The organism is Streptomyces venezuelae ATCC 10712, assembly GCF_008639165.1.
Taxonomy (GTDB): domain Bacteria; phylum Actinomycetota; class Actinomycetes; order Streptomycetales; family Streptomycetaceae; genus Streptomyces; species Streptomyces venezuelae.
Genome location: NZ_CP029197.1, coordinates 708583 through 731455, shown reverse-complemented (window position 1 = coordinate 731455; position 22873 = coordinate 708583). Strand labels below are relative to the sequence as shown.

Annotated in this window: 18 protein-coding genes; 6 read left to right on the top strand and 12 right to left on the bottom strand. The window is 71.8% G+C overall.

Annotated elements, in window-relative coordinates:
* Window positions 1-53: 53 nt before the first annotated feature.
* Window positions 54-2246 carry a discoidin domain-containing protein gene (locus DEJ43_RS03035; RefSeq protein ID WP_015031836.1) on the bottom strand — a complete coding sequence of 731 codons (2193 nt, stop codon included), beginning with the start codon at window positions 2244-2246 and terminating at the stop codon, window positions 54-56.
* A gap of 190 nt (window positions 2247-2436) precedes the next feature.
* Between DEJ43_RS03035 and DEJ43_RS03030 the strand changes: the two genes are divergently transcribed.
* Complete coding sequence (locus DEJ43_RS03030) at window positions 2437-3456, top strand: LacI family DNA-binding transcriptional regulator (RefSeq protein ID WP_015031835.1); 1020 nt, start codon at window positions 2437-2439, stop codon at window positions 3454-3456.
* A gap of 87 nt (window positions 3457-3543) precedes the next feature.
* Here the strand turns inward: DEJ43_RS03030 and DEJ43_RS03025 are convergent, their stop codons facing one another.
* The 4 genes from DEJ43_RS03025 to DEJ43_RS03010 are packed head-to-tail and all read right to left on the bottom strand — an operon-like array spanning window position 3544 to window position 8153.
* Complete coding sequence (locus DEJ43_RS03025; protein ID WP_071891116.1) at window positions 3544-4935, bottom strand: GH1 family beta-glucosidase; 1392 nt, start codon at window positions 4933-4935, stop codon at window positions 3544-3546.
* 35 nt (window positions 4936-4970) lie between these two features.
* Window positions 4971-5810: a carbohydrate ABC transporter permease gene (locus tag DEJ43_RS03020; protein WP_041662016.1), complete on the bottom strand. Its 840-nt coding sequence runs from the start codon at window positions 5808-5810 to the stop codon at window positions 4971-4973.
* 34 nt (window positions 5811-5844) lie between these two features.
* The gene (locus tag DEJ43_RS03015; protein WP_015031832.1) at window positions 5845-6837 is read right to left on the bottom strand and encodes a carbohydrate ABC transporter permease; all 993 of its coding nucleotides are present in this window, start codon (window positions 6835-6837) and stop codon (window positions 5845-5847) included.
* An 11-nt stretch (window positions 6838-6848) separates the two neighbouring features.
* On the bottom strand, window positions 6849-8153 hold the full coding sequence (locus tag DEJ43_RS03010; protein ID WP_015031831.1) for an extracellular solute-binding protein: 1305 nt from the start codon (window positions 8151-8153) through the stop codon (window positions 6849-6851).
* Between the two features lie 171 nt (window positions 8154-8324).
* On the opposite strand from DEJ43_RS03010, the gene DEJ43_RS03005 reads away from it, so the two are divergent.
* Window positions 8325-9632, top strand: a complete 1308-nt coding sequence (locus DEJ43_RS03005) for an ROK family transcriptional regulator (protein ID WP_015031830.1) — start codon at window positions 8325-8327, stop codon at window positions 9630-9632.
* Window positions 9633-9641: 9 nt separating this feature from the next.
* On the opposite strand, the gene DEJ43_RS03000 is transcribed toward DEJ43_RS03005, so the two are convergent.
* From DEJ43_RS03000 to DEJ43_RS02980, 7 genes are all read right to left on the bottom strand, one after another.
* Window positions 9642-10553 (bottom strand): ABC transporter permease, encoded by a 912-nt coding sequence (locus DEJ43_RS03000; protein WP_015031829.1) that lies wholly within the window; start codon window positions 10551-10553, stop codon window positions 9642-9644.
* Window positions 10550-11677, bottom strand: a complete 1128-nt coding sequence (locus tag DEJ43_RS02995) for an ATP-binding cassette domain-containing protein (RefSeq protein WP_015031828.1) — start codon at window positions 11675-11677, stop codon at window positions 10550-10552. The genes DEJ43_RS03000 and DEJ43_RS02995 overlap by 4 nt, the downstream gene beginning before the upstream one ends.
* A gap of 85 nt (window positions 11678-11762) precedes the next feature.
* Window positions 11763-11918 (bottom strand): class IV lanthipeptide venezuelin, encoded by a 156-nt coding sequence (gene venA / locus DEJ43_RS37300; RefSeq protein WP_015031827.1) that lies wholly within the window; start codon window positions 11916-11918, stop codon window positions 11763-11765.
* Window positions 11919-11933: 15 nt separating this feature from the next.
* On the bottom strand, window positions 11934-14786 hold the full coding sequence (lanL, locus tag DEJ43_RS02990; protein ID WP_015031826.1) for a class IV lanthionine synthetase LanL: 2853 nt from the start codon (window positions 14784-14786) through the stop codon (window positions 11934-11936).
* A 185-nt stretch (window positions 14787-14971) separates the two neighbouring features.
* Entirely contained in the window at window positions 14972-16375 is a 1404-nt protein-coding gene (locus tag DEJ43_RS02985; RefSeq protein ID WP_015031825.1) for a sulfatase family protein, read from the bottom strand.
* Window positions 16376-16494: 119 nt separating this feature from the next.
* Complete coding sequence (locus DEJ43_RS38750; protein WP_368857827.1) at window positions 16495-16587, bottom strand: putative leader peptide; 93 nt, start codon at window positions 16585-16587, stop codon at window positions 16495-16497.
* 183 nt (window positions 16588-16770) lie between these two features.
* The gene (locus tag DEJ43_RS02980; protein ID WP_015031823.1) at window positions 16771-18216 is read right to left on the bottom strand and encodes a purine-cytosine permease family protein; all 1446 of its coding nucleotides are present in this window, start codon (window positions 18214-18216) and stop codon (window positions 16771-16773) included.
* 211 nt (window positions 18217-18427) lie between these two features.
* On the opposite strand from DEJ43_RS02980, the gene DEJ43_RS02975 reads away from it, so the two are divergent.
* The 4 genes from DEJ43_RS02975 (at window position 18428) to DEJ43_RS02960 (ending at window position 22790) form a co-directional block, all read left to right on the top strand.
* Window positions 18428-19108: a class I SAM-dependent methyltransferase gene (locus tag DEJ43_RS02975; RefSeq protein ID WP_015031822.1), complete on the top strand. Its 681-nt coding sequence runs from the start codon at window positions 18428-18430 to the stop codon at window positions 19106-19108.
* A gap of 70 nt (window positions 19109-19178) precedes the next feature.
* Window positions 19179-19817, top strand: coding sequence for an HIT family protein (locus tag DEJ43_RS02970; RefSeq protein ID WP_041662014.1), 639 nt, complete (start codon window positions 19179-19181; stop codon window positions 19815-19817).
* A 549-nt stretch (window positions 19818-20366) separates the two neighbouring features.
* Window positions 20367-20936, top strand: coding sequence for an RICIN domain-containing protein (locus tag DEJ43_RS02965; protein ID WP_015031820.1), 570 nt, complete (start codon window positions 20367-20369; stop codon window positions 20934-20936).
* Window positions 20937-21215: 279 nt separating this feature from the next.
* The gene (locus tag DEJ43_RS02960) at window positions 21216-22790 is read left to right on the top strand and encodes an AbfB domain-containing protein (protein ID WP_015031819.1); all 1575 of its coding nucleotides are present in this window, start codon (window positions 21216-21218) and stop codon (window positions 22788-22790) included.
* Window positions 22791-22873 lie beyond the last annotated feature (83 nt).

The window sequence follows — 22873 nt, the reverse complement described above, 5'->3', positions numbered from 1 at the left end:
AGGGGTGAGGGGGCCGGGACGCACCGGAGGTGAGGGGCGTCCCGGCGGGCCGGTCAGGGGAAGGAGACGACGGTGGAGGGCACGGTGGAGGTGCCGGCGGGGATGGTGGACGCCCCGGTGTCGTTGATGACGTGGTTGTAATGGCCCATGCCGCCGAGGGACACGACGAGGAGGCTGTGGAACTTCACGCCCGGCTTGACGGGTGCCTTGAAGCCGTGGTCCTGGACGATCGTCGGATCCACGTTGTAGTTGCAGTAGCTGCCGAGGCCCCAGGCCTCGTGGGTGGTCACGGAGTCGTCGACCCGGTAGGCGGCGTACCCCTTGGTCGCGCCGTTCTGGATGGCGGCCTGGTTGGGGGCGTCGTACGCCTTCTCGTTCTGGTAGAAGATCGTGCGGCCGCGCTCGCCGTACCACTCGACGTCGTACTTGTTGAAGTGCTCGACGAAGAGTCCGGTGGCGAGGACGTCGTCGCCGTTGACCCGGACGCCGTAGTCGGCCCGGTTGGTCTCCCAGCCGACGCCCTCGCCGTGGTCGGCGCGCCACACCCAGGTGTGGTCGATGATGGCGTCGTCGCTGTTCACGACCACGCTGGTGGTGGCCTTGCCCGCGCCGGCGCCGCCGATGCGGACGTACACGTCCTGCACGGTGGTCGGGTTGGCGGCGTGGTCGGCGGCGGAGTTCTGCGGTCCGAGTTCCAGCAGGGTCGGCGAGTTGACCGGGCCGGCGTCGATGAGGAAGCCGGCGAGGCGGACGCCGTCGACGTCGGCGACCTTCATCGCGGTGACGCCGTTGTCCGGGATGATCGTGGCGAGGCCGAGGCCGAGCACGATCGTGTTCGCGCGGTTCACGTTGATGGTCTGGTCGACGTGGTAGACGCCGGGCGTGAACAGCAGGTGCAGGCCCTGGGCCAGCGCCTGGTTGATGGTGGCGGCGGTGGCGCCCGGCTTGACCACGTAGAACTGGCTCAGCGGGATCGACTCGCCCTGCGGGGCGCCGTTGGCCCAGCTGGTGCCGCGGGCGTTGACGCGCTTGGCGGGGGCGAAGACCTTGTACTCGTTGCCGTCGAGGTAGAGGTACGGCTTCTCGCGGGAGACGGGCGTGGTGTCGAGCGTGGTGTAGCGGGGCTCGGGGAAGGAGGTGGCCGGGGCGCCCTCGACGCCGGAGAAGGTCTGGTTCCAGACGCTGTTGGACCAGCCGCCGATGGAGCTCTCCCGGGTGTACCACTGCTGCTGGGAGTAGTTGCCTATCTGGCCGTCGATCTTGGAGTCGGCGATGTAGCCGCCGCTGGCCCAGCCGTAGCCGTTCGGCGCCAGGTTGAGGCCGCCCTTGACGTGCATGCGGCGGAAGGAGGAGGCCTGCGAGACGGCCCACCGGTCGGTGCCGTTGACCGGGTTGAGGGTCAGGCCCTCGGCGCCGCGCCAGAAGTTCTGGGTGGCGTTGCCGTTGAACCAGCCGGCGTCGACGGTCACGTCTCCGTTGATGGTGGTGTCGCCGGGACGCAGCCCGAGGCCGGCGATCTGGGTGTAGAAGCCGATCTGGGCGTTGAGGCCGTTGTACGTGCCGGGCTTGAAGAGGAAGGCGTGCCGGCCGCTGCCGAACTGGGCCGACTCCTGCTGCTGGAAGACCTGGTCCAGCTTGGCCTGGATGCCCGGCGTCGACGGGTCGAAGACGTGCACGTTGGGGCCGAGGTCGCCGCCGCCGGGGAGCGTCGGGCCGGTGCCGCCGGTGGTGCCGTAGACCTGGAACTCCCAGAGGGAGAAGCCGTATCCGGTGGCCCGGGTGAGGCCGTTCATGCGGATGTAGCGGCCGGTGCCGGAGAGCGTGACGTCGTCGGTGCCTCCGTCGCCCGCGCTGACGGAGGTGACGGTCCGCCAGTCGGTGCCGTTCTCGGAGGCCTGGATGGTGTAGCTCCTGCCGTAGGCCGCCTCCCAGGTGAGGACGGCGTGGCTGAGCGTGGCGCTGCTGCCGAGGTCGACCTGGATCCACTGGGCGTCCTGCCAGGCGCTGGCCCAGCGGGTTCCCAGGTTGCCGTCGACGGCGGCGGAGGCGGAGAAGGCGGCGCCCTCGGTGGAGGAGGCGGTGGCGGTCTTGCCCTGGGAGAGCAGGGCGGGGGCCGCTTGCGCGGTGGTGGCGGGGGAGAGGGCGAGCAGGCCGCCGGCCAGGGAGGTGACGAGCGCGCCGACGGTGGCGCGTCGGACACGTGAGGCGGGTCGCCGGAGGACCGGCGGGGACCCGACGGAAGACATGGGGTCTCCTCTGGATACAGGGGGGAAACATGGGAGAGCGCTCTCCCGAAACACTGCCCGCAGGGCGAGTGACGGTCAAGGCGTATGACACGCCTTTTCTTTTGGCTTTCATTAAGTGTCGACAGCAAGTGGTTCCGGCCGGCCGTGGACCGTCCTGCCACCGGACACACGGCACCGCTAAGGTGCGCGGGTGGGGAATCGAGGACCGACTCTGGAAGACGTCGCACGCGAGGCGGGGGTCTCGCGCGCGACCGTGTCCCGCGTCGTCAACGGCGTGCGCAACGTGGCCCCCGACATCCAGCGGAGCGTCCGCGAAGCCATCGCCCGCATCGGCTACACGCCCAACCAGGCCGCCCGTTCCCTGGTCACCCGGCGCACCGGGACCGTGGCCCTGGTGCTCTCCGCCACGGGCAGGTCCTTCACCGCCCGGGTGTTCTCCGACCCGTTCTTCGGCCGCGTGGTGGACGGCGTCCTGCCGGTCCTGCGCCGCCGCGCGATCCAGCCCGTCCTGCTCGTCGCCGAGTCCGAGCAGGCCAGGGCCCAACTCGTCGAGTACCTGCGGCAGGGCGGAGCGGACGGAGCCCTGGTCGTGCCGCTCGACGAGAACGACCCGCTCCCGTCGATGCTGGTCGCGGCGGGCCTTCCCACGGTGCTGTTCGGCCGCCCCCGCGACGGGGAGCGTTGCCGGTACGTCGACCTGGACAACGGCGCCGGCGCGCGACTCGCGGCGGAGCACCTGTGGGCCACCGGCCGCAGACGACCGGCCACCATCGCCGCACCCGTCACCGCCCCCACGGCGCGGGACCGCCTCGACGGCTTCCGGGAGGCGCTCGCGGCGCACGGGGTGACGTCGGTTCCCGTCGCACGGGGCCGGTTCACGGTGGACAGCGGCAGGCGCGCCATGGCCAGGCTCCTGAAGGACCACCCGGGGATCGACGCCGTGTTCGCCGCCAACGACCTGATGGCCCGGGGCGCCTGCCAGTACCTGCGTGAGCAGGGCGTCCCGATCCCCGGCACGGTGGCGGTGGTGGGCTTCGACGACTCGGTGGCGGCGCGCGACGCGCGGCCGCAGCTGACCACCGTCCGCCAGCCGGTGGAGCGCATGGCTGCCGCGATGGCCACGCTCCTCGTCGAACAGCTCGACGGCGCACCCTCGGAGACGGCCGCGAAGGTGTTCGAACCGCTCCTCGTCGTACGCGAGTCCGGCTGACCCTCACGGGCGGCCGGGACCGCTACCCCGGAAGGCCGCCCCGGTGGTCCCGGGGCGGCCTTCCGGACGGTGGCGCGGGGGCTCCGGTCAGCCGGTGTGCGCCGCCCGGTGGGCGCGGACGATGTCCGCGTAGCGGCGCCCGCTCGTCTTCACGGTCCTGCGCTGGGTGGCGTAGTCGACGTGGACGAGGCCGAAGCGCTTGTCGTAGCCGTAGGCCCATTCGAAGTTGTCGAGCAGGGACCAGGCGTAGTAGCCGGCGAGCGGGGCGCCCTTGCGCAGCGCGCTCGCACAGGCGGCGAGGTGCTGCTCCAGGTAGCGGGTGCGCTCCGGGTCGTGGACCGAGCCGTCGGGGGCGACGGTGTCGGGGAAGGCCGAGCCGTTCTCGGTGACGTACAGCTTCTGTACGCCGTACTCCTCGGTGAGCCGCAGCAGGAAGGCCTCCAGGCCGCCGGCGTCGATCTGCCAGTCCATGCCGGTGCGGGGCACGTCGGGGAGGCGCACCTCGCTCGCGTACGGGGCGGGTCCCGTCGGGTCGTCGGCGACGGTGACGGGGAAGTAGTAGTTGAGGCCGTGCCAGTCCAGCGGGGCCGCGATGAGCTCCAGGTCGCCGGGCCGCTCCGGGAGTTCGACTCCGTACAGTTCGCGCATGTCGGCGGGGAAGCCGCGGCCGTACACCGGGTCGAGCCACCAGCGGTTGGTGTGGCCGTCCGCGCGGGCGGCGGCGGCGATGTCCTCGGGCCGGGTGGAGGCGGGCGCGACGGTGGAGTGGTTGGTGACGAGGCCGACCTGGGCGCCGGGGGCGGCGGCGCGGATGGCCTGGGTGGCGAGGCCGTGCCCGAGGAGCAGGTGGTACGAGGCGCGGACGGCGGCCGTCAGGTCGGTCAGGCCCGGGGCCATCCGGCCTTCCAGGTGGCCGATCCAGGCGGAGCAGAGCGGTTCGTTGAGGGTGGCCCACTGGGTGACGCGGTCGCCGAGGCGTTCGGCGACGACGGAGGCGTAGGCGGCGAGGTGCTCGGCGGTGGCCCGCTCGGTCCAGCCGCCGCGGTCGTCCGTGCCCCGGTCCTGGAGGGCCTGCGGGAGGTCCCAGTGGTAGAGGGTGACCGACGGGGCGATCCCGGCGTCGAGGAGTCCGTCGACGAGCCGGTCGTAGAAGTCGAGTCCCGCCGCGTTGACGGGTCCGTCGCCGCCGGGCACGACGCGGGGCCAGGCGACGGAGAGCCGGTAGGCGTCGGTGCCGAGGCCCTTCATCAGGGCGATGTCCTCGGGCCAGCGGTGGTAGTGGTCGCAGGCGGTGTCGCCGTGGTCGCCGTTGTCGATCGCGCCGGGGACGCGGGAGAAGGTGTCCCAGATGGACGGCGCCCGGCCGTCCTCGGCGACGGCGCCCTCGATCTGGTACGCGGAGGTCGCGGTGCCCCAGGTGAAGTCCGGCGGGAAGGCCTCCAGGTCGAGCGCGGTGCGGGAGTCGGTGGATTCGGACACGGGGAACCTCTTCGTGGTGGGTGAGGAGAGGGGCGTCACTTGACCGCACCTGCGGTGAGGCCGGCGACGAGATAGCGCTGGAGGAGCAGGAAGCCGACGACGACGGGGACGCTCACCACGAGGGACGCGGCCATCACCTGGTTCCAGTAGACGTCGTTCTGGGTGGCGTACCCCTGGAGACCGACGGCGAGGGTGCGGGTGGTGTCGTTGGTCATGACGGAGGCGAAGAGGACCTCGCCCCAGGCGGTCATGAAGGCGTAGACGGCGACGGCGATGATGCCGGGGGACGCGGCCGGGACGATGACCCGGAACAGCGCGCTGATCGGCCCGCAGCCGTCGACCTTGGCGGCCTCGTCGAGCTCGCGCGGGATCGAGTCGAAGTAGCCGGTCAGCATCCAGATGGAGAACGGCAGCGAGAAGGTCAGATAGGTGAGGATCAGGCCTTCCCGGGAGCCGAAGAGGGCGATGCCGGTGGCGTTGCCGATGTTGACGTAGATGAGGAAGAGCGGCAGCAGGAAGAGGATGCCGGGGAACATCTGGGTGGACAGCACCGTGACGGTGAAGACCCGCTTGCCGCGGAAGGTGTAGCGGCTGACGGCGTACGCGGCGAAGATCGCGACCACCACCGAGCACACCGTGGCCGCGCCCGCGACCACGATCGAGTTCACGAAGTAGTCGGCGAGCGGGACGGTCTCCCAGATGTCGACGTACGGGCGGAGCGTGAGCCCGGAGGGGATCCACTCGAACTTCCCCGAGACGTCCTCCAGCGGCTTCAGGGAGCTGGAGACCATGACGTACACCGGCAGCACCACGAACGCGGTGAGCAGCGTGAGGAAGATCCGCCGGGCCCAGAGGAACGAGCGGGGCGCCGCCATGGGGGAGCGCGCAGCGGTGCGCGGGGAGGCGTGTTCAGACATCGGAGGTCTTCCTTCCGCGGCTGGTGAGCAGGAGGTAGACGCCCGTGACGACGAGCAGGAACAGCAGGAGCAGGACCGACATGGCGGAGCCCGTACCGAAGTTCCAGGTCTGGAAGGACGACTGGTAGATGTGGAGCGAGATCAGGTCGGCCGCTTCGGGCGCGGCCTTGCCGAAGAGCACGAACGGCGTGTTGAAGTCGTTGAACGTCCAGAGGAACAGGACGAGCACGAGGACCTGGTTCACGGAGCGCAGCGACGGCAGGGTGATGTGCCGGATCTGCTTCCACACGCCGGCGCCGTCGAGCGCCGCCGCCTCGTACATGTCCCGGGGGATGTTCTGCAGTCCGGCCATGACGGTGAGGAAGGCGAACGGCCAGCCCTTCCACACGGAGACGACCAGCAGGGCCCAGAAGCTGTTGTCCCCGATGAGCCAGAACGCGGGGCTGTCGCCGATGCCGAGCTGGTCGTGGAGGACGTGGTTGATCAGGCCGTTGTCCCGCTGGAACATGAACGCCCAGGTGATGACGGCGGCGTAGACCGGCAGGGCGTACGGCACGAGGAACAGCGTCCGGAGGAAGCCCCGGCCCCGGAAGTTCTCCTGGAGGAAGATCGCGGCGGCCGTTCCGAGGAGCCAGCACAACCCCACGGAGAGGACGGTGAACAGACAGGTCGTCAGGAAGGACTTCAGGAGCGCCTGTCCGACGGGGGCGTCGAAGTCGATCGCGACGGTGTAGTTGTCGAGACCCGACCAGGGAGCCTCGCCCCAGTTGCGGATGTAGAACTGGGTGAGCTCCTTGAAGCTCATGGCGATGCCCATGAGCATCGGCACGAGGTGGACGAGGAGTTCGAGGAGCAGGGCGGGCAGGAGCAGCAGGTAGGGCAGTGCGATGCGGCGACGCCCGGAGCGGCGTGGTGCGCGTGCCTCTCCGGGTGTGGCCTTGCGCACCGCCGGCTCGGTCGGGGGAGCGACGGCGGTTTCGGTCATGGTGGGGCTGCCTACTTCTTGGGCATCTGCTGCTGGGCCTTTTCGAGCTTGGCCTTCACGGACTCCGTGGTGACCGGGCGGCCGGCGGCGGCGTCGGCGAACAGCTCCTTGACCGCGGTGCCCACGACCGTCTCGAACTGCGACTCCTCGGGCACCTGCGGCAGGGCCGCGGCGCTGGTGGCCAGGGTGTCGCGGATGACGGCGAGCGACGGGTCGGCGAAGCCGGGGTCCTTCTGGGCGGACTTGACGGGCGGGACGGAGCCGTACGCCTTGTTGAGGAGGATCTGCTCCTCGTCGCTGGTCATGAACTTCACGAACTTCAGCGCGCCGTCGAGGTTCTTGGTGTTCTTGAAGACGGCCAGGTTGATGCCGGCGACCATCGAGTTGGTCTGGGCGCCCTGACCGGGCTTGCCCGACGGGACCGGGGCGGGGGCCACGCCCCACTCCTCCGGGGCCATGCCCTGGGAGGAGAAGGTCTGCGACGGGGTCTGCCACAGGACCATGCCGGTCTTGTCCTTGGCGAAGTCGCTGAGGGACTGGTTCTGGGCGTACTCGGCGTTGCCGGGGGCGACGATCTTGTGTACGGCCATCAGGTCGATGTACTGCTTGACGGCGGCGACGGCGCCGTCGGAGGTGAAGTCGGGCTTGCCGTCGGCGGTGAAGAAGTCGGCACCGTGCTGCTTGCCGAGGACGAAGACCTGGTGGATGTTGTTGGAGAGGTTGGAGCCCTCGACCCCGATGCCCGCCTTGCCGTCCTTGCTGAGCTTCTTGCCGGCCGCGATCACCTCGTCCCAGGTGGTCGGCGGCTTGGCTATGCCCGCGTCCTTGAACATCTGCTTGTTGTAGTAGAGGGCGTAGGCCATGGAGTAGAGCGGTACGGCGGCGGGGTCCTTGCCGGGGGCGCCGGTGGAGCCGAGCGCGGAGTCGACGAAGCGGTCCTTGCCGCCGATGGCCTCCAGGTTCTTCGCGTCCCAGGGCAGGAGGGCGCCGGTGGACTGGAGCGAGGCGCTCCAGGTGTTGCCGATGTTGAGGATGTCGGGGCCCTGGCCCGAGGTGGTCGCGGTGAGGATCCTGTTGAGCAGGTCGGACCACGGGATCACCTCCAGCTTGACCTTGATCCCGGTCTCCTTCTCGAACTGGTCGAGCTCGGGCTGCAGGACCTTCTTGTCGACCTCCAGGCTGGCGCCCTGGTTGGAGGCCCAGTAGGTGAGTGTCTTCGGCGACGACTCGCTCCCGTCACCGCCCCCGCAGGCGGTGGCGGTGAAGGCGAGGGAGAGGGTGACGACACCGGTGACAGCGGCTCTGACTCTGCGCATGGCTCCTGGGCCCTTTCGGGGACGAGGGGATGGCCGATGTGGTGGGCGACTGGAGGCCTCGCCGTGCCATTCGGCTTAATTTAGGATGTGAGTTAAACCCCATGAGAAGGTCGCGTCAAGGCCTGTACTGCGGGTATGTTGCAACGAACCACTCCAGAGACGGGGACCAAAGTGCACGCGAGAACTGGCCGCACAGTTCGTGACCTGCGGCGCGAGAACCGCACCGCCGTTCTGCGCAGGCTGTACTTCGACGGGCCGATGAGCCGCCTCATGCTCGGCCCGGCGACCGGGCTCAGCTCGGGCTCCGTCAGCAACGTGGTCGCCGAACTCGTCGCCGACGGCCTCGTCGAGGAGGCCGGCAGCGTCGACTCCGCCGGTGGGCGCCCCCGCACCCTCGTCAGGATCACTCCCGCCAGCGGCTTCATGATCGGCGTCGACATCGGCGAAACCCGGGTCAGGATCGAGCTGTTCGACCTCACCCTCACCGAACTCGCCCGCACCGAGCACCCGTTGGCCTGCTCCGGACCCCGCACGGACCGCTACGACGTCGATCTCGTCGTCGACCGCGTCCGCGAGGGCATCGCCGAGGTGCTGCGCCTCGCGGACGTACCCGCCGACCGTCTCATCGGCGTCGGCATCGGCGTCCCCGGAATCGTCGCCCGCACCACCGAGGACGGCGCCGTCGTGCACGGCCAGACCATCGGCTGGGACGCCGTCCCCTTCGAACGGCTCCTCCGCGCCGCCGTCGACCTGCCCGAAACCGTCCCCTACTGGATCGACAACGGCGCCAAGACCCTCGGCCAGGCCGAGATGTGGTTCGGCGCGGGACGCGGCGCGCGCAGCGCCGTGGTGGTCCTCTTCGGCTCGGGCGTCGGCGCCTGCGTGGTCACCGACCCGATGGGCCCCGGCCGGGCCATCGAATGGGGTCATCTGACGGTACGGGTCCGGGGGCGGCGCTGCCGCTGCGGCGCACGCGGCTGCCTGGAGGCGTACGCCGGAGCCGAAGCCCTCCTGGAACGGTGGCGGGAGGCGGGCGGGAAGCCCCCGGCGGGCGCGGACGAGGAGACCGCGCTGACGGCGATGCTGGCCGCGGCCTACCCGGCGGAGGCGGCGACGGAACCCGACGCCACCGCGGTCGCCGTCCTGGAGGAGACCGCCGAGTACCTGGGCGCCGGCTTCGCCGACCTCATCAACCTCTTCCAGCCCGAGCGCATCCTGGTCGGCGGCTGGGCCGGACTCCAGCTCGGCACCCGCTTCCTCGAAACCGTGTCCGGCCACGCACGCGCGTACGCGCTCACGTACCCCGCCAGCCGCACCGGCATCGGTCTCGGCACCCTCGGCCCGGAGGCGGTCACGGTCGGCGCCGCCCTGCTGCCGCTGGTCGACTTCTTCGCGCAGGGCGGCCGGCGCCCCGAGAGCAAGCCCACCACCCCCGCCCCCGCCTGGCAGTCGGCCCTCCAGGACCGGGTCTCTCCCTGAACCGGTACGTCAGTCAGGACGGTTGAAGCGGCGCGCGGCCCAGAACAGGGCGACAGCGCCGACGGAGAGGAGGAGACCCGCTTCGAGGGGAAGGGGAGGCTGCCGGCCGTCCCACTCGACGCCGGTCTCCGCCTGCCCACCGGGCACTTGGTAGGCGATGCACCGGCGCAGCAGGTCCACGGCGAGGGCCAGCGGGTTGGCGCCGGCGACGGCATGGGCCCAGCCGGGCAGCGCCCCCAGGGGGAAGAAGCCGCCGGAGAGGAACAGCAGCGGCATCATGACCACGCCGAGGAGGGTGTGGAACGTCTCCGCCCTGCGCAGGGACACGGCCAGGGTCAGGGCCAGCGCGGTGATGGTGAACGAGGCCAGGACCATCCCGCCCAGCAGCAGGACCAGGAGGAGCGGGTCGTAGGGCAGGCCGACCGTGCCGACCAGGCCGAGCAGCACGGCGCCCTGCGCCGTGGCCGTCAACGTGCCGCCCGCGCAGTGCCCCAGGAGGAGGGTGGTGCGGCCGACGGGGGCCATGAGCAGCTCCCGCACGTAGCCGCTCTGCCGGTCGGTGATCAGACGGATGCCGACCATGATGGCCGGGGTCTGCACCGTCATCATCAGCATGCCGGGGAAGAGATACGTCTGGTAGCCGACGCCCAGGGAGGAGCGCGGGATGAGGGCGGCGAGCCCGCCTCCCAGGACGAGGAGGTAGAGCACCGGGTGCAGCAGCATCAGCGCCGTGTGGGTGCGCTGGCCCGCGAGCCGCAGCAGGTCGCGGTGGACCAGGGCGTGGATCGCGCGCAGTTCGCGCCGGAGCCGGGCCGCCCGCCCCCTGCCACCGCCGTCGGAGCCCCGACCGTCGCCGTCGCCGGAGACGCGCGAGACCGCCGTGCCCGTGGTCCGGGGGGTCTTCACCGTGAGGTCGGTCATCGCTCGCCTCCCGCGTCCGGCGCGGACACGGACGGCGCGGCCACGGACGGCGGGGTGGGACCGGCCGGCGGGCGGCCCGTCCCGGGGGCGTCCAGACTGCGGCCGGTGTGGTGGAAGAAGACGTCGTCGAGCGTGGGCGGGGCCGCGGAAGCGGCGTGCACGGCGACGCCGTGGCGTTGCAGCGCCGCGCACAGCCGCGGAATCCACGTGCTGCCCTCCGGCAGCCGCAGGGAGACTCCGCCGGTGTCCACGGTGACAGCCCGGTCCGGCGGAACCAGGCCGCACACGATCCGTCCCGCCACCGCGTCGTCGCCGGTCCGCAGGACGACCCGGTCGTCCCCGATCGCCGCCTTCAGCGCTCGGGGCGTGCCCCGCGCCACCACGCGGCCGCGGTCGATGATGGCGATGCGATCGCAGTTCTCCGCCTCGTCCAGGTAGTGGGTGGTGACGAAGAGCGTGCTGCCGTCCCGGTCGCGCAGCGCGCGCAGCTGGTCCCAGACCTGGGCGCGGGCGTGCGGGTCGAGTCCCGTGGTCGGCTCGTCGAGGAACAGCACGCGGGGCGAGTGCAGCAGGGCCCGGGCGATCTCCAGGCGCCGCCGCATGCCCCCCGACAGGGTGCGTACGGGGGAGCGCCGCCGGTCGGTCAGCCCGGCCGTCCCGAGAACCTCCGCGGTGCGCGAGCGGGCCCGGCGCCGGGACAGCCCGTACAGGCGGGCGTGGATGAAGAGGTTCTGCTCGGCCGTCAGATCCCCGTCCAGAGCACTGTGCTGGAACAGCATGCCGACGCGCCGCCGTACCTCGTGGGGCCGGCCGACCACGTCGGCGCCCGCGACGGTGGCCTGACCGGCGGTGGGCCGGGCCAGGGCGCACAGGACGGCGATGGTGGTGGACTTCCCCGCGCCGTTGGGCCCGAGGAAGGCGAACGTCTCGCCCTGCCGCACGTCCAGGTCGACGCCGCGGACCGCGAGGGTGCTCGTCCCGTGCGGCCCCGGGTAACTCTTGACCAGGCCGCGGGTGCTGATGGCGTACCCCGGCTCGGGAACGTGCGGTGCGACGGCCGTACGGTCGGCGGCCGCCCCGAGGGGCACGGGGGCGAGGTCGTCGTCACCGGCGGGTGGCTGCATGCGGTCGGGTCCTCCCTGCGGTTCCGGGGGAACATCCGGTCGGCGGCTTCCCGGGCGGGCCGCCGGCCGGATGCATGGGTGCGTGCTACGCGCAGCTGATGCCGATACAGACCGTGTTGAGGAGCGTCAGCAGGCCGACGCACTCACACGTCGCCGCGAACGGCGCCCCGTCGACGCCGACGGGGTCGGTCTCCGGGAGGGCGTGGAGGTGGGCGAGCAGTTCGATGTCGTGGTTCTCCATGGTTCTCTCCTTCGTTCAGTGAGCCGGCGACAGTCCTGCTGCCGCTCGGACCGGCCGCTGGACCATCCAGTGCCGGGGGTCTGCGTGCCGGATCCGCAGGAGGAAGGCCAGGATTCCGGCGGATCCGTCGCTCCAGCTGGTCGAGACGTCCCCGTACTCGTTGGGGAAGACCACCTGGGCTCGGCGGTGGGCCCGCTCGCCGAGGAGCAGCCGGGCCAGGTCCTCGGCCGCGGTCCGGTGGACCGGGTCGCCCGTGGCGTCGGCCATGTCGAGGAGGAAGTCACCGTTGCCCGCCAGACCGTGGCACTGGGCCAGGGCCGCGCGGGAGGCGCGCTCGGTGACGGCGTGCGTGGCGCGGCGGGCGAGCTCGCCGAACCTGTCGTCCCCGGTCGCCTGCCACAGCCGGACGAGGAACGTCCCGATGCCCGCCGCCCCGTGACACCAGTACGCGGCCGTGGGCGGGTCCGCCGACCGGGCGGGCCAATGGGCGGCCTCGCCGGTGAGCACGGCCTGGTCCCGCAGGTGCTCGCCCGCCTCCACCGCGAGGTCCAGGTGCTCCGGGCGCCCGGACACGGCAGCGGCGGCGAGGAGGAAGCAGCCGATGCCGGCCGTTCCGTGGGCGAAGCCGAGATAGCCCGTGCCGCCCTCCGGGGAGGCGGCTTCGGCGGGCACCGGCCAGCCCACCCCGGAGCGGTCGCGCCGGCCCGCGGCGGTCAGCCGGTCGGCCGCGTCGACGACCAGCTCGGCGAAGCGCGGATCACCCGTGCGGTGCCAGAAGTGGACGGCGGCGACCCCGCTCCCCGCGGTGCCGTGGGTGATGTCGTGGTGGGGCGTCGACTGCTGCGGGGCCAGGGCCAGGGCCGTCGCGTGCGCCATGAGCCGGTCGTCGTCCACGGCGCGCCCGGCGTCGTACAGCGCCCAGGCCGTTCCGCGTCCGCCGAAGTGCAGGCCGGGGCGGGTGGAACTGAGATCGGTGCGGTGCGCGATCCAGTGGCCGGCGGTGGAGATCAGCTCGGGCAGCCGGTCGTCACCGGTGAGTTCCCAGTACCGCGTGAGGACGCCCAGGACACCGGCAGCGCCCTGCTGCACCGTGCAGGAGTCGGTCTCCCCGGCCATGGTGGACACGGGCCACAGCCGCCGCTCGTCCGCCGGAGTCATCGCGTCGAGGAGATGGTCCACGATCCCGGCGACGGCCTCGTCCACGCCGACGGCGATGTCGTCGGCGCCGGCGGCGCTCGCGGTCCCGGGTGTCGGGTGGGCCAGGGGCCTGGCCACCGTGCCGCCGACGTTCACGGTGACCGCGTCGCCGACGTTCCCGGCCTGCGAGCCCTTCGAGCCCTTCGAGTCCTCCGGCTTCCCGGTGACCGGGTCGTCGCGGTCCGCCCTTCGCAGGGCCTCGCGCGCCCGGGCGGGGTCCCACCGCTCGGCGGGGGCGTCCTTCATCAGCCCGAGGACCATCTCCGCGAGGCCGTCCGGCAGCCGAAGCGGCCCCGCGCAGGCGCTGAGCCATGCGGCGAGCCGCTGCTCCGGGGCCCTGGTGGCGGGCTCCTCGGGCAGCAGGTTCGGTACCTTCCCGGCCAGGACGAAGCACGCGGTGGCACCGAGGCTGTAGTAGTCGCCCGTCGGGCTGACGGGCGCGCCGGTCAGGCGCTCGGGGGCGCTGAACCCGGGGGTTCCCACGCGGGTCGGCCGGGCGGCGTCGCCTTCCAGGACGGCGAGTTCGAGGTCGATGAGGCGCAGCTCGCCGTCCGGACGGACCATGACGTTGCCGGGTGTGAAGTCCCGCAGGACGCAGCCGTGGGCGTGCGCCGCCGCGACCAGCTCCACCAGGCGCCCGACCTGCGCCCGCGCGTCGACGCGGTAGCGCTCCGCCCCGGCGTCGCGGAAGTGCTCGGCGACCCAGGTGCGCAGGGCGACGCCCGGCACTTCCTGCTGGGCCAGGAAGAGGTGCCCGCCGTGCTCGAACAGCGCCAGCGGTTCCGGAGCCAGTCCCGTGCCCCTGAGCCGCTCCAGCGTCCGGGCCTCGGTGCGCAGCCAGTCACGCACGTCGTGGCCGGAGGCGTCGGCCTCCACGTGCGGCCGGGCCTCCTTGATCACGACGAGGGCGCCCGTACGGACGTCGCTGCCCCGGTAGACGCCGCCCTTGTTGGTGTGCCGGATCGCCTCCCGTACCGCGAAACGACCACCGAGCAGTACCGGAGCACCTGCCCCTCGCGCCTCTCGCGAACCGTCCGCCCCTTGCCCCCCTTCCGCCGCACGGGGCACCACGGGAACCGTGGCGGGGAACGGGCACACCGCCCAAGGGGGCGGGGCGTACCGGCCGGTGCGCTGGTCCTCCACGGGGTTGCCGTCGGGGTCCTCGATGAACCACACCAGCAGGCCGTCGTCCGAGAGCCGCCGCCGGCCGACGAACGAGCCGTACCGGTAGTGCACCAGCGAGTTCACGGCGTACGGCTGGTCGGACAGGATCCGCGGTCCGGCAAGACCCGCCGTGGCCCCGTGCAGCTCGTGGGCGAGCCGGGCCGCCCCGGCGTCGGAGCGCGGGTAGACGGTGATGAACTTGCCCGAGCTTCCCAGGGGCGTCGCGCGGGAGTTGAGCGCGCTCACCTGATCCAGCGACCGGGCGAACTTGAACGGCGACTCCTCCCGCAGCAACACCCCCAGGGCCTTCTCGAGGACGGCCGGCGCGGACGCGGCCGTCGCCGACAGGTGGAGCTTCCACCCCTGGTCCCGCCGTGTCCCCGCCCCGGGCGTGACACGGCACCACATCTCGTCCGCTTCGACCGCCCAGCGCGCGCCCGTACCCGTGGCGTGCAGCGCCTCGCGGAGCAGTCCTTCCAGCTCGACTTCCGTAACCCGGCTCGTCATGCGTGTCCTTCTCGACGGTGAGGTCCGCTGACCGGAAGGTTCCCGACCGCATCACGGAACCAACACACCACCGCCCGCATTCACTTGAACCGGCGAGCGCACAGCGCGAAGCCGCGGCCGACGGGCACGCCCAGCGCGGAAACGCGCTCGGGGAGCCCGAAACCGGCAGGTCCGCGCGCCGGAGCTCAGTAGCGGAGCAGTCCGGAGTCGATCCCTTCCCAGGCCGCCCGCAGCTCGGCGAGGCGCGCCGGTTCGAGGGGTGCCCGGTCCGCCTGCTCGCGGGCGTCCTCGGAGAGCCGGAAGAGCTGATCGCGGCCGGACTTGCCCCGGTAGTACTTCCAGTCGCCGCGGCGCAGTGCCCGCTCGCCCCTGACCCGCCAGAAGAGGTCCCGCTCGGGCACGTCGGCGCCGCGGAGCAGGTGTCCGGCGAGGCTGGTCCCGTCGAGGGGGTACGCGGGATGGGGGCGGGCTCCGGCCAGGTCCAGCAGGGTCGCCGTCCAGTCGGGCGTGAACACCGGCAGGTCGCTGACCTGGCCGCCGTCGATCCTGGCGGGCCAGCGCAGGATCGAGGGGACGCGGATGCCGCCCTCCTGGAGCGAGCCCTTGTTGCCGGCGAGCGGCCAGTTGTACGAGAAGCGCTCGCCGCCGTTGTCGCTGGCGAAGAAGACGAGCGTGTCCTGCTCCTGGCCGGAGCGCTTCAGGGCGGTGAGGACCTGCCCGATCGAGCGGTCGAGGTCCTCGACCATCTCCTTGTACTTCTCGACGGAGCCGCCGTCCTGGTGCCACAGGGCGGAGCGGTCGCCGGCCTTGATCCGGCGGACGATCTCGTCGCTCGCCTCCTTGTCGCCGTCGGCGATCCAAGGCCAGTGCGGGGTGGTGAAGTTCAGGTTGAGCAGCCAGGGCTTCTCGTGGTCGCGGCCGACGTAGTCGACGGCCCGCTCGGTGAGGATCCGGGTGTAGTAGCGCAGGTCCTTGTACTCGGCGTCACCCTCGTAGAGGTCGTACTCGCCGCCGAGACCGAGCTTCGAGTAGTACTCCAGCGCCCCGCCGAAGTTGCCGAAGAACTCGTCCCAGCCGGAACGGGTGGGGGAGTAGTCGGGCAGGTAGCCGCAGTGCCACTTGCCGATGAGGGCGGTGGCGTAGCCGGAGTCCCGGAGGAGCGAGGCGAGCGTCGGATGCGTGGGCTCAAGTCCGACGGACTTGTCGGCGATCGGCTCGGCGAGTCCGCCCTTCGTCCGGCCCGGGTAGCGGCCGGTGTAGAGGCTGAAGCGGGTGGGGGAGCAGGTCGCGGAGCCGGAGTAGGCGTCGGTGAAGCGGACGCCGCCGCGGGCGAGGCGGTCCAGGTGGGGGGTGCGGATGTGCGGGGAGCCGTACGAGGAGAGGTCGGCCCAGCCGAGGTCGTCGCCCAGGATGAACAGGATGTTGGGCCGCCGGGAATGGCGGCGCGGGTGCGCGGCCCGGAAGGGCCGCTCCCGCAGGTCGGCCGCGGGGGCCGCCTGTGCGGCGGGCGCGGTGGCTCCGAGGGCGGCGGCGGCCGCGGCACCGGCGGCGACCCCGCCGAGGGCACGGCGGGACAGGGGCGTGGACATGTGGATCTCCAGGAGGGCGTGCGCGCATGCCTCCGGGCCCGGCGGGCGGACCGGGCGGAGGACGCGCGGGTGCGGGGTGAGCGGGAAGGCGGCCGTTCAGATGCGGTGACGGCGGCCGGTCAGATGCAGCGACAGACGGCGCTTGCGACACGGACGAGGTCCACGTGCCGGCGCTGGACGCGGGTGACCGAGCGGTCACGGAGGGGCTGCATGGGGCAGGAGTCTTGCCGAGGCGGACGAGGCCGTCAACGGCGTACGGGCAGGTTGACGCGCGTAGTTCGCATGATCGAAACGCCGGCGGAGCCCGGGACGACGAAGCGGCGGGCGAGAGCGTCCTACCGCTCTCGCCCGCCGCCGCCCCGGCCGGCTCGTGCCGGCCGCCGGGGGAGTACGGGTCAGCCGACGGGCGCCGCCACGCCGCCGGGCTCGGTGCCGGCCGGGTGGACGGTCTCGGCCGGCGGGTCGGCCGTGCGTCGCACCCACACCCAGTACAGGGCCGCGGTGACCAGGAGCCCGACGATCCACGAGATGTCGGCGCCGTCGAGCCTCTTGGTGATCGCGCCGGTGTACAGCTTGGTGGCCAGGAACGGGATCTGGACGGCGACCCCCACGACGTAACAGGTCAGCGCGGTGACGTTCCAGCGGCCGTAGCGGCCCTCCGGGTCGTACAGGGCGGGGATGTCGACGCGTTCGCGGGAGACCAGGTAGTAGTCGACCAGGTTGATCGCACTCCACGGCGTGAACACCATCAGGATCAGGAGCACGAAGTTCTTGAAGTTGTTCAGGAAGTCGTCGCTTGCGGCCAGTGCGATGACCATCGACACCGCGGTGAACCCGACGATGTAGGCGGCGCGGGCGGCGGCCGAGATGCGCGAGCGGCCGTCGAAGGCGGTGACGGTGGTCAGGATCGACATGAAACCGCCGTAGGCGTTGAGGCAGTTGACCGTCAGCTTGCCGACCACGATCACCAGGTAGATCAGGACGGCGAGGACCGCGGGCCCGGCGAGGTCGCCGAGGAAGCCCACCTGGTCGCCGAGGAAGGACTTGCCGGCCACGGCGGCGGTGAGCGCCCCCAGCGTCATGGCCCACTGGGAGCCGATGACGGAGCCGGCGAACGTCGACCAGAACGTGGCACGCGTGCTCGTGTCGCGCGGCAGGTAGCGCGAGTAGTCGGCGACGTACGGGCCGAAGGTCAGCTGCCATCCGGCGCCGAGCCCCACGGCGAGCAGGAAGGTCGCCGGGTCAAAGCCCTTGGTCCCGAGGTGCGCGCCGACGTCGTACTGCGTGAACAGCCGCACCAGCAGGTAGCCGAGGCCGAGGACGCCGACGACGGTGGCGACACGGCCGGCGATGTGGATGAGGCGGTAGCCGGTCACCGCGACCACGGCGGTCAGCGCGCCGAAGACGAGGATGCCGGCGTTCGTGTTGCCGATGTGCAGCATCTCGGACAGCGCCTGGCCGGCCAGGACACTGCCGGTCGCGGCGAAGCCGAGGTACATGAGGATCACCAGCAGCAGCGGCAGGACCGCCCCGTGGACACCGAACTGGGCCCGGCTGGAGATCATCTGCGGGACGCCGAGTCGGGGTCCCTGCGCGGAGTGCAGCGCCATCACGATGCCGCCGAGGACGTTCCCGATCAGCAGCGCGGGTATCGCCCACAGCGCGTCGGCGCCGAAGACGACGGCCAGCGCGCCGTCGACGATCGCGGTGATCTGCATGTTGGCGCCGAACCAGAGGGTGAATTGGCTGCGCGGCGTGCCGTGGCGCTCGGCGTCAGGGATGACCTCGATGGTGCGTGTCTCCATCGAGAGTCGCTCCCCGGGGGTGTGCTGGACCGGCATGGTGGAGACCTCTCCCGCAGCGATGGACGGTGTCCGGACGGAGCGCAGCCGTCGACCGGGCTGCGTGCGCCGAATCTCGCATAGGGTTGAACAGGTATCAAGATTCTGAATGGAGAATTTCAGAAAGGTTGACCGGCGGTGCCGGGCCCGTCTTTTGCCGGACCGGCAAAAGGAGCGGCGCGAGCGGGGACCCCAGGGGCAGGGTGGGGCCATGACCGACGACAGCACAGCGGGCTCGCCCGCGCCCGCCGCCCCCTCGCCCCTCGACGGATACGCCGGAGACCCCGCGGTACGGGCCGAATGGGACGGCATCTACGCCGAACGCCGACAGCTCTGGAGCGGCCGGCCCAACGGCGCCCTCGTGGCCGAGGTCGCCGGGCTCACTCCCGGACGTGTTCTCGACGTCGGCTGCGGAGAGGGCGCGGACGCCGTCTGGCTCGCCCGCGGCGGCTGGGACGTGACCGCGCTCGAAGTCTCGGGCGTGGCCCTGGAGCGGGCGGCCGGGCACGCGCGGGACGCGGGCGTCACCGTCCGCTGGGTCCACGCCACCCTGACGGACGCCGCACTCCCGCCGGCCTCGTTCGACCTGGTCTCCGCGCAGTACCCGGCCCTCCTGCGCACTCCGGACGCCGCCGCCGAACGCGCACTGACCGCGGCCGTCGCCGTCGGCGGCGTGCTGCTGCTCGTCCACCACGCGGGCATGGACACCCGGCAGCCGGACGAAGGCGGCTTCGACCCGGCCGACTACGTCTGGCCCTCGATGGTCACGGCCCACCTCGGCGACGACTGGGTGGTGGAGGTGGACGAGCAGCGCGCCCGCGTGGCACCGGAGGGCGGAGCGGGCGCGCACCACACGGACGACCTGGTGCTGCGCGCCCGCCGACTGCGCTGACTGCGCCGACTCGCCGACTGCGCCGACTCCGCCGAATGCGCCGACTGCGAGTCGAACTACTCTTCGTGTCATGGCTCTTCGACCTGACGAATTCCATGAACACGCCCTCGCCGCCGCCGATGCCGAGCGGCGGCTCCCGCTCGCCCGCATGACGGGGTGGAGCATCAGCCCCTTCGAAGCGGACGGACTGCGCGTCTCGCCCCTGCGCCCGCCGGTCCTCCCCGAGCCTCCCCGGCACGGCGAGGACCCGGCGGACTGCCAGTCCTGCCGCGACCGGGACGAGGGGATCTGGTTCAACGACCGCTGGCGGCTCACGCGGATCGCCGGAGTCGGCGTCCCGCTGGTGCTCATGCTGCATCCGCTGGAGCACCATGACATGGCGGACCTTCCCGATGAACTGGCCGCCGAATTGGGGGTCCTGTCCACGCACATCGTGCGCCACGTGCAGGCCCTGCCCCACGTCTCGCGCGCCCACGTCTACCGCATCGGGGACGGAGGCGCGCACCTGCACATCTGGTTCTTCGCCCGACCCGAGGGGCAGGCCCAGTTGTACGGGTCGTGGCTGCCGGTCTGGGACGACCTGCTGCCGGAGTACCCGGCCGACGTCGCGGAAGCGGACGCCGCGGTCGTGGCGGACGCGCTGGTCGCCTCCGCCGGGGGGCGCCGCCCGGCCGCGGCCGCTTCCCTTCCTCTTCCTATTGCGGATTGATTCGAAAAGAAGACAGGAGTCGGCCGCGATGCGTTCACCGGTCGCGGCCATGACGAAGTACACATTCCCCAGGCCGCGTTGCGAGGTTCCCTTCGTGCCGGTTAGAGTGCTGAAGCCAGCCTGACCAGCTGTGCACCGGAGGGGCGGTGGAGTGCGAGCACTCCACCGAATTGCATGTGTTCCGGAGAACGATGTGTATCGGGGGATTTTCAATGAGCCGCACGTCTGACCAACTCGGCCTTCAACAATGCCATTTCGGTGGCCTCCCCGTGTCCGGACGGCCGCACGCCGGCTGACTCGCCGGCCCGCGCCGCGACCACGCTCTCCGCGCGTCGCTTCCGAGGCGTTCGCCTCCGTGACCGCGTGACCCTGCCGTGGCGCCCCCGGGGCCGTGCTCCGGCCATCTCTCCGCGGACCTCCCGCACGTCCCACCTCCGACGTCTCGCGACGTACGCGCCCCGCCGCGTACCGAGTCGTACGGGCGCTCCCGCACGCGCGTGCAGTACCGCCGTGCCCTCGCGCCGCCGCATTCCAACGAACGGATCCACCATGTCCCGTACCGTCAGATTCGCGCTGACCGCCTGCCTCGCCGTCGCCGCGCTCACGAGCGGCTCGGCCGCTGCCCAGGCCGGCCAGCCCACCTCTCCGGCGGCGCAGGCCGCGGCGCCCGCCGCGGGCACCTCCGCCCTCACCGCCCGGATCCAGGTGAAGTACCGCGACAAGTGCCTGACCATTGCGAACGGCAGTCTCCGTCAGGGCGCCCACGCCATCGAGGGCACCTGCGACGACACCGCGGACCACCAGGTCTTCACCCCCGTGCCGCACGACAAGGGCGGCTGGCAGCTCGTCGCCAAGCACAGCGGGCGGTGCGTGACGCACGTGGCCTCGGCCAAGGCCGAGGTCGTGCAGAACTGGTGCGACGATTCCGCCGCCCAGCGATGGGAGATGCAGTTCTTCGACGGCAGCGAGAAGAACCTGATCCGCTGGCACCCGATGGACGCTCCCGAGGAGTGTCTGACCCTGGGCGGCACCCAGCCCGGCGAGGAACCCGCCGCGTATGTCATGACCTGCTTCAACAACGTTCCCAGCCAGGAATGGCGTCTCCGTTTCGTCCACTGACCCGGGCGCGCGGGTGACCTGAACGCCCGCCTTAACCAACAGCCGTTGTTTACACGGAAATTGAAGGCGTATGAGGGGCGCCGTCGCGCCCACGTCCTGGAATTCGACGGACCGATCCGCACGGAATGCAGACATGCGGCGCTCCGTCATGCCGTTCTCAAGGAATTGCGACGCGCCGGTAGGTCACTCTTCCGGTGCCGCAAGGAATGCAGCTCCCTCATACACCGCTTTCGTCGTGCCGCCCCCTTGTGCGGTGGCAGAGGAGTCACTGACATAAGCATGAACAATCCGCACCACACCCCCGCGCGCACCCGCATGCTCCTCACGAGCCCCCTGGTGACCATCACCGCGCTCGGCGCCCTCGCGGGCGCCGCCGTCCCCGCGGGCGCCGCCGTCCCGCAGCCCTCGACCGACGTCGTCGCCCGAGCCGCCGGCATCGGCACCACCGACACCCAGCGCGTCGAAGCCGCGGCCGTCGTCCGTCTCGACCCCACCGCCGACGTACTGCTGCTCAGCGACTACGACTTCATCCACGCGCTGTGGCAGAAGGCCAACGACGCCGGAGAGAAGCTGGAGTCCGTGCGGACGGCCGCCGAGCTGGCGATGGTCAGCACGGTGCCCGCGGACCACGTGACGTACATCGTCACCGGCATCCACACCGCGTACCGCCTGGACCAGCAGCGCGAGCGCGACAAGGCCGAGGCCGAGCGCGTCGCCCGGCTCGCCAAGTCCCAGGCGCTGCTCGCGATCGGCATCCCCAGCACGCCCGAGCTGCTGGCCCTGAACGACGACAACTTCGTCCGGGCCGTCGCCCGGCACGCCGCGTCGGGCCCCGAGGTGAAGGCCGCCGCGCTCAAGGCACTGGCCGGAGAGGCCGCCGACTGGCGGGAGTTCATCGTCAACGGCGCGCGCGAGGCCCACAAGCGCGACGTGGCCAAGGAACTGGAGGAACTGGAGGAGCAGAACCGCAAGGAGGCCGAGCGCAAGAAGGAGCTCGCCGCGCGAACCAGCACCGCCGCACTCTTTCGCCTCACCCCCACCGAAGCCCAACTCGCCCTCAGCGCCGACAACTTCATCCGTGAGCTGCTGCGCCAGGCCCCGGCCGATCTCAGGGACGGCGAGCTCTACGCCGAGGGCCAGCGCGCGGTGCTGAGCTCCGACCCGGCCGTCTGGAAGGCGTACATCCACACCGGCGCCGACGCCGCGTACAAGCGCGACGACGAGAACCGCCGCAAGAAGATCGCGGCCGCCAACCGCAAGCTCGCGCTCCAGATCCAGGCCGCGGCGGCGAACAGCGGCGTCAACCCGAACCTGGTCGCCCTCGCGAAGAAGGCGCTCGCCGGGACCGACGAGGACGTCGCCGCGTTCCTCAAGGAGGACAACCTCCAGCGCGCCCGCCGCCAGTCCTTCCAGCCCACCGACGCGAAGCTCGCGGGCTGGCACGTACGCCGCTCCACGCCGGACGGCGACGCCACCTTCATCGCCCCGGTCGACGCCGGCAGCAAGCAGGCCGACCGCGAGGACGCCACCTGGGTCGTCGTCCCCTCCCTGGCCGCCCTGCCCGGCTGCTACTCCTTCGAGTCCGTCCGCAAGCCCGGGCACTTCCTCAAGGGCCAGCCGAACCTCGACGTGATCAACGCCCCCGACGACCGCAGCAACGCCTTCCGCACGGCGGCCTCCTGGTGCCCGGTCAAGGGCCTCTCCGGCACCGGCACCTCCTTCAAGTGGGGCGTGGGCCCGACCGTCCGCTACCTCCAGCAGATCCAGGGCGGGCTGTACGCGGCCCAGGACTACAAGAACGCCCCCGGCAACATCGCGCAGAGCTGGACGGTCACCGCCCCGCTGGCGCCCTAGCGATGCCGCCGCGCACCGGTTCGCCGGGCGTCCCGCGCGCGTAACGTCGGGTGACGCGGCCCCCGCACGCCTCCCCTTCCCCC

Bases quoted from the DNA above. Each gene is read 5' to 3' on its own strand.
- DEJ43_RS03035 (WP_015031836.1), bottom strand. From the start codon at position 2,246: ATGTCTTCCGTCGGGTCCCCGCCGGTCCTCCGGCGACCCGCCTCACGT.
- DEJ43_RS03020 (WP_041662016.1), bottom strand. From the start codon at position 5,810: ATGGCGGCGCCCCGCTCGTTCCTCTGGGCCCGGCGGATCTTCCTCACG.
- DEJ43_RS03015 (WP_015031832.1), bottom strand. From the start codon at position 6,837: ATGACCGAAACCGCCGTCGCTCCCCCGACCGAGCCGGCGGTGCGCAAG.
- DEJ43_RS03010 (WP_015031831.1), bottom strand. From the start codon at position 8,153: ATGCGCAGAGTCAGAGCCGCTGTCACCGGTGTCGTCACCCTCTCCCTC.
- DEJ43_RS03000 (WP_015031829.1), bottom strand. From the start codon at position 10,553: ATGACCGACCTCACGGTGAAGACCCCCCGGACCACGGGCACGGCGGTC.
- DEJ43_RS02995 (WP_015031828.1), bottom strand. From the start codon at position 11,677: ATGCAGCCACCCGCCGGTGACGACGACCTCGCCCCCGTGCCCCTCGGG.
- venA (WP_015031827.1), bottom strand. From the start codon at position 11,918: ATGGAGAACCACGACATCGAACTGCTCGCCCACCTCCACGCCCTCCCG.
- lanL (WP_015031826.1), bottom strand. From the start codon at position 14,786: ATGACGAGCCGGGTTACGGAAGTCGAGCTGGAAGGACTGCTCCGCGAG.
- DEJ43_RS02985 (WP_015031825.1), bottom strand. From the start codon at position 16,375: ATGTCCACGCCCCTGTCCCGCCGTGCCCTCGGCGGGGTCGCCGCCGGT.
- DEJ43_RS38750 (WP_368857827.1), bottom strand. From the start codon at position 16,587: ATGCAGCCCCTCCGTGACCGCTCGGTCACCCGCGTCCAGCGCCGGCAC.
- DEJ43_RS02980 (WP_015031823.1), bottom strand. From the start codon at position 18,216: ATGCCGGTCCAGCACACCCCCGGGGAGCGACTCTCGATGGAGACACGC.
- DEJ43_RS02975 (WP_015031822.1), top strand. From the start codon at position 18,428: ATGACCGACGACAGCACAGCGGGCTCGCCCGCGCCCGCCGCCCCCTCG.
- DEJ43_RS02970 (WP_041662014.1), top strand. From the start codon at position 19,179: ATGGCTCTTCGACCTGACGAATTCCATGAACACGCCCTCGCCGCCGCC.
- DEJ43_RS02965 (WP_015031820.1), top strand. From the start codon at position 20,367: ATGTCCCGTACCGTCAGATTCGCGCTGACCGCCTGCCTCGCCGTCGCC.
- DEJ43_RS02960 (WP_015031819.1), top strand. From the start codon at position 21,216: ATGAACAATCCGCACCACACCCCCGCGCGCACCCGCATGCTCCTCACG.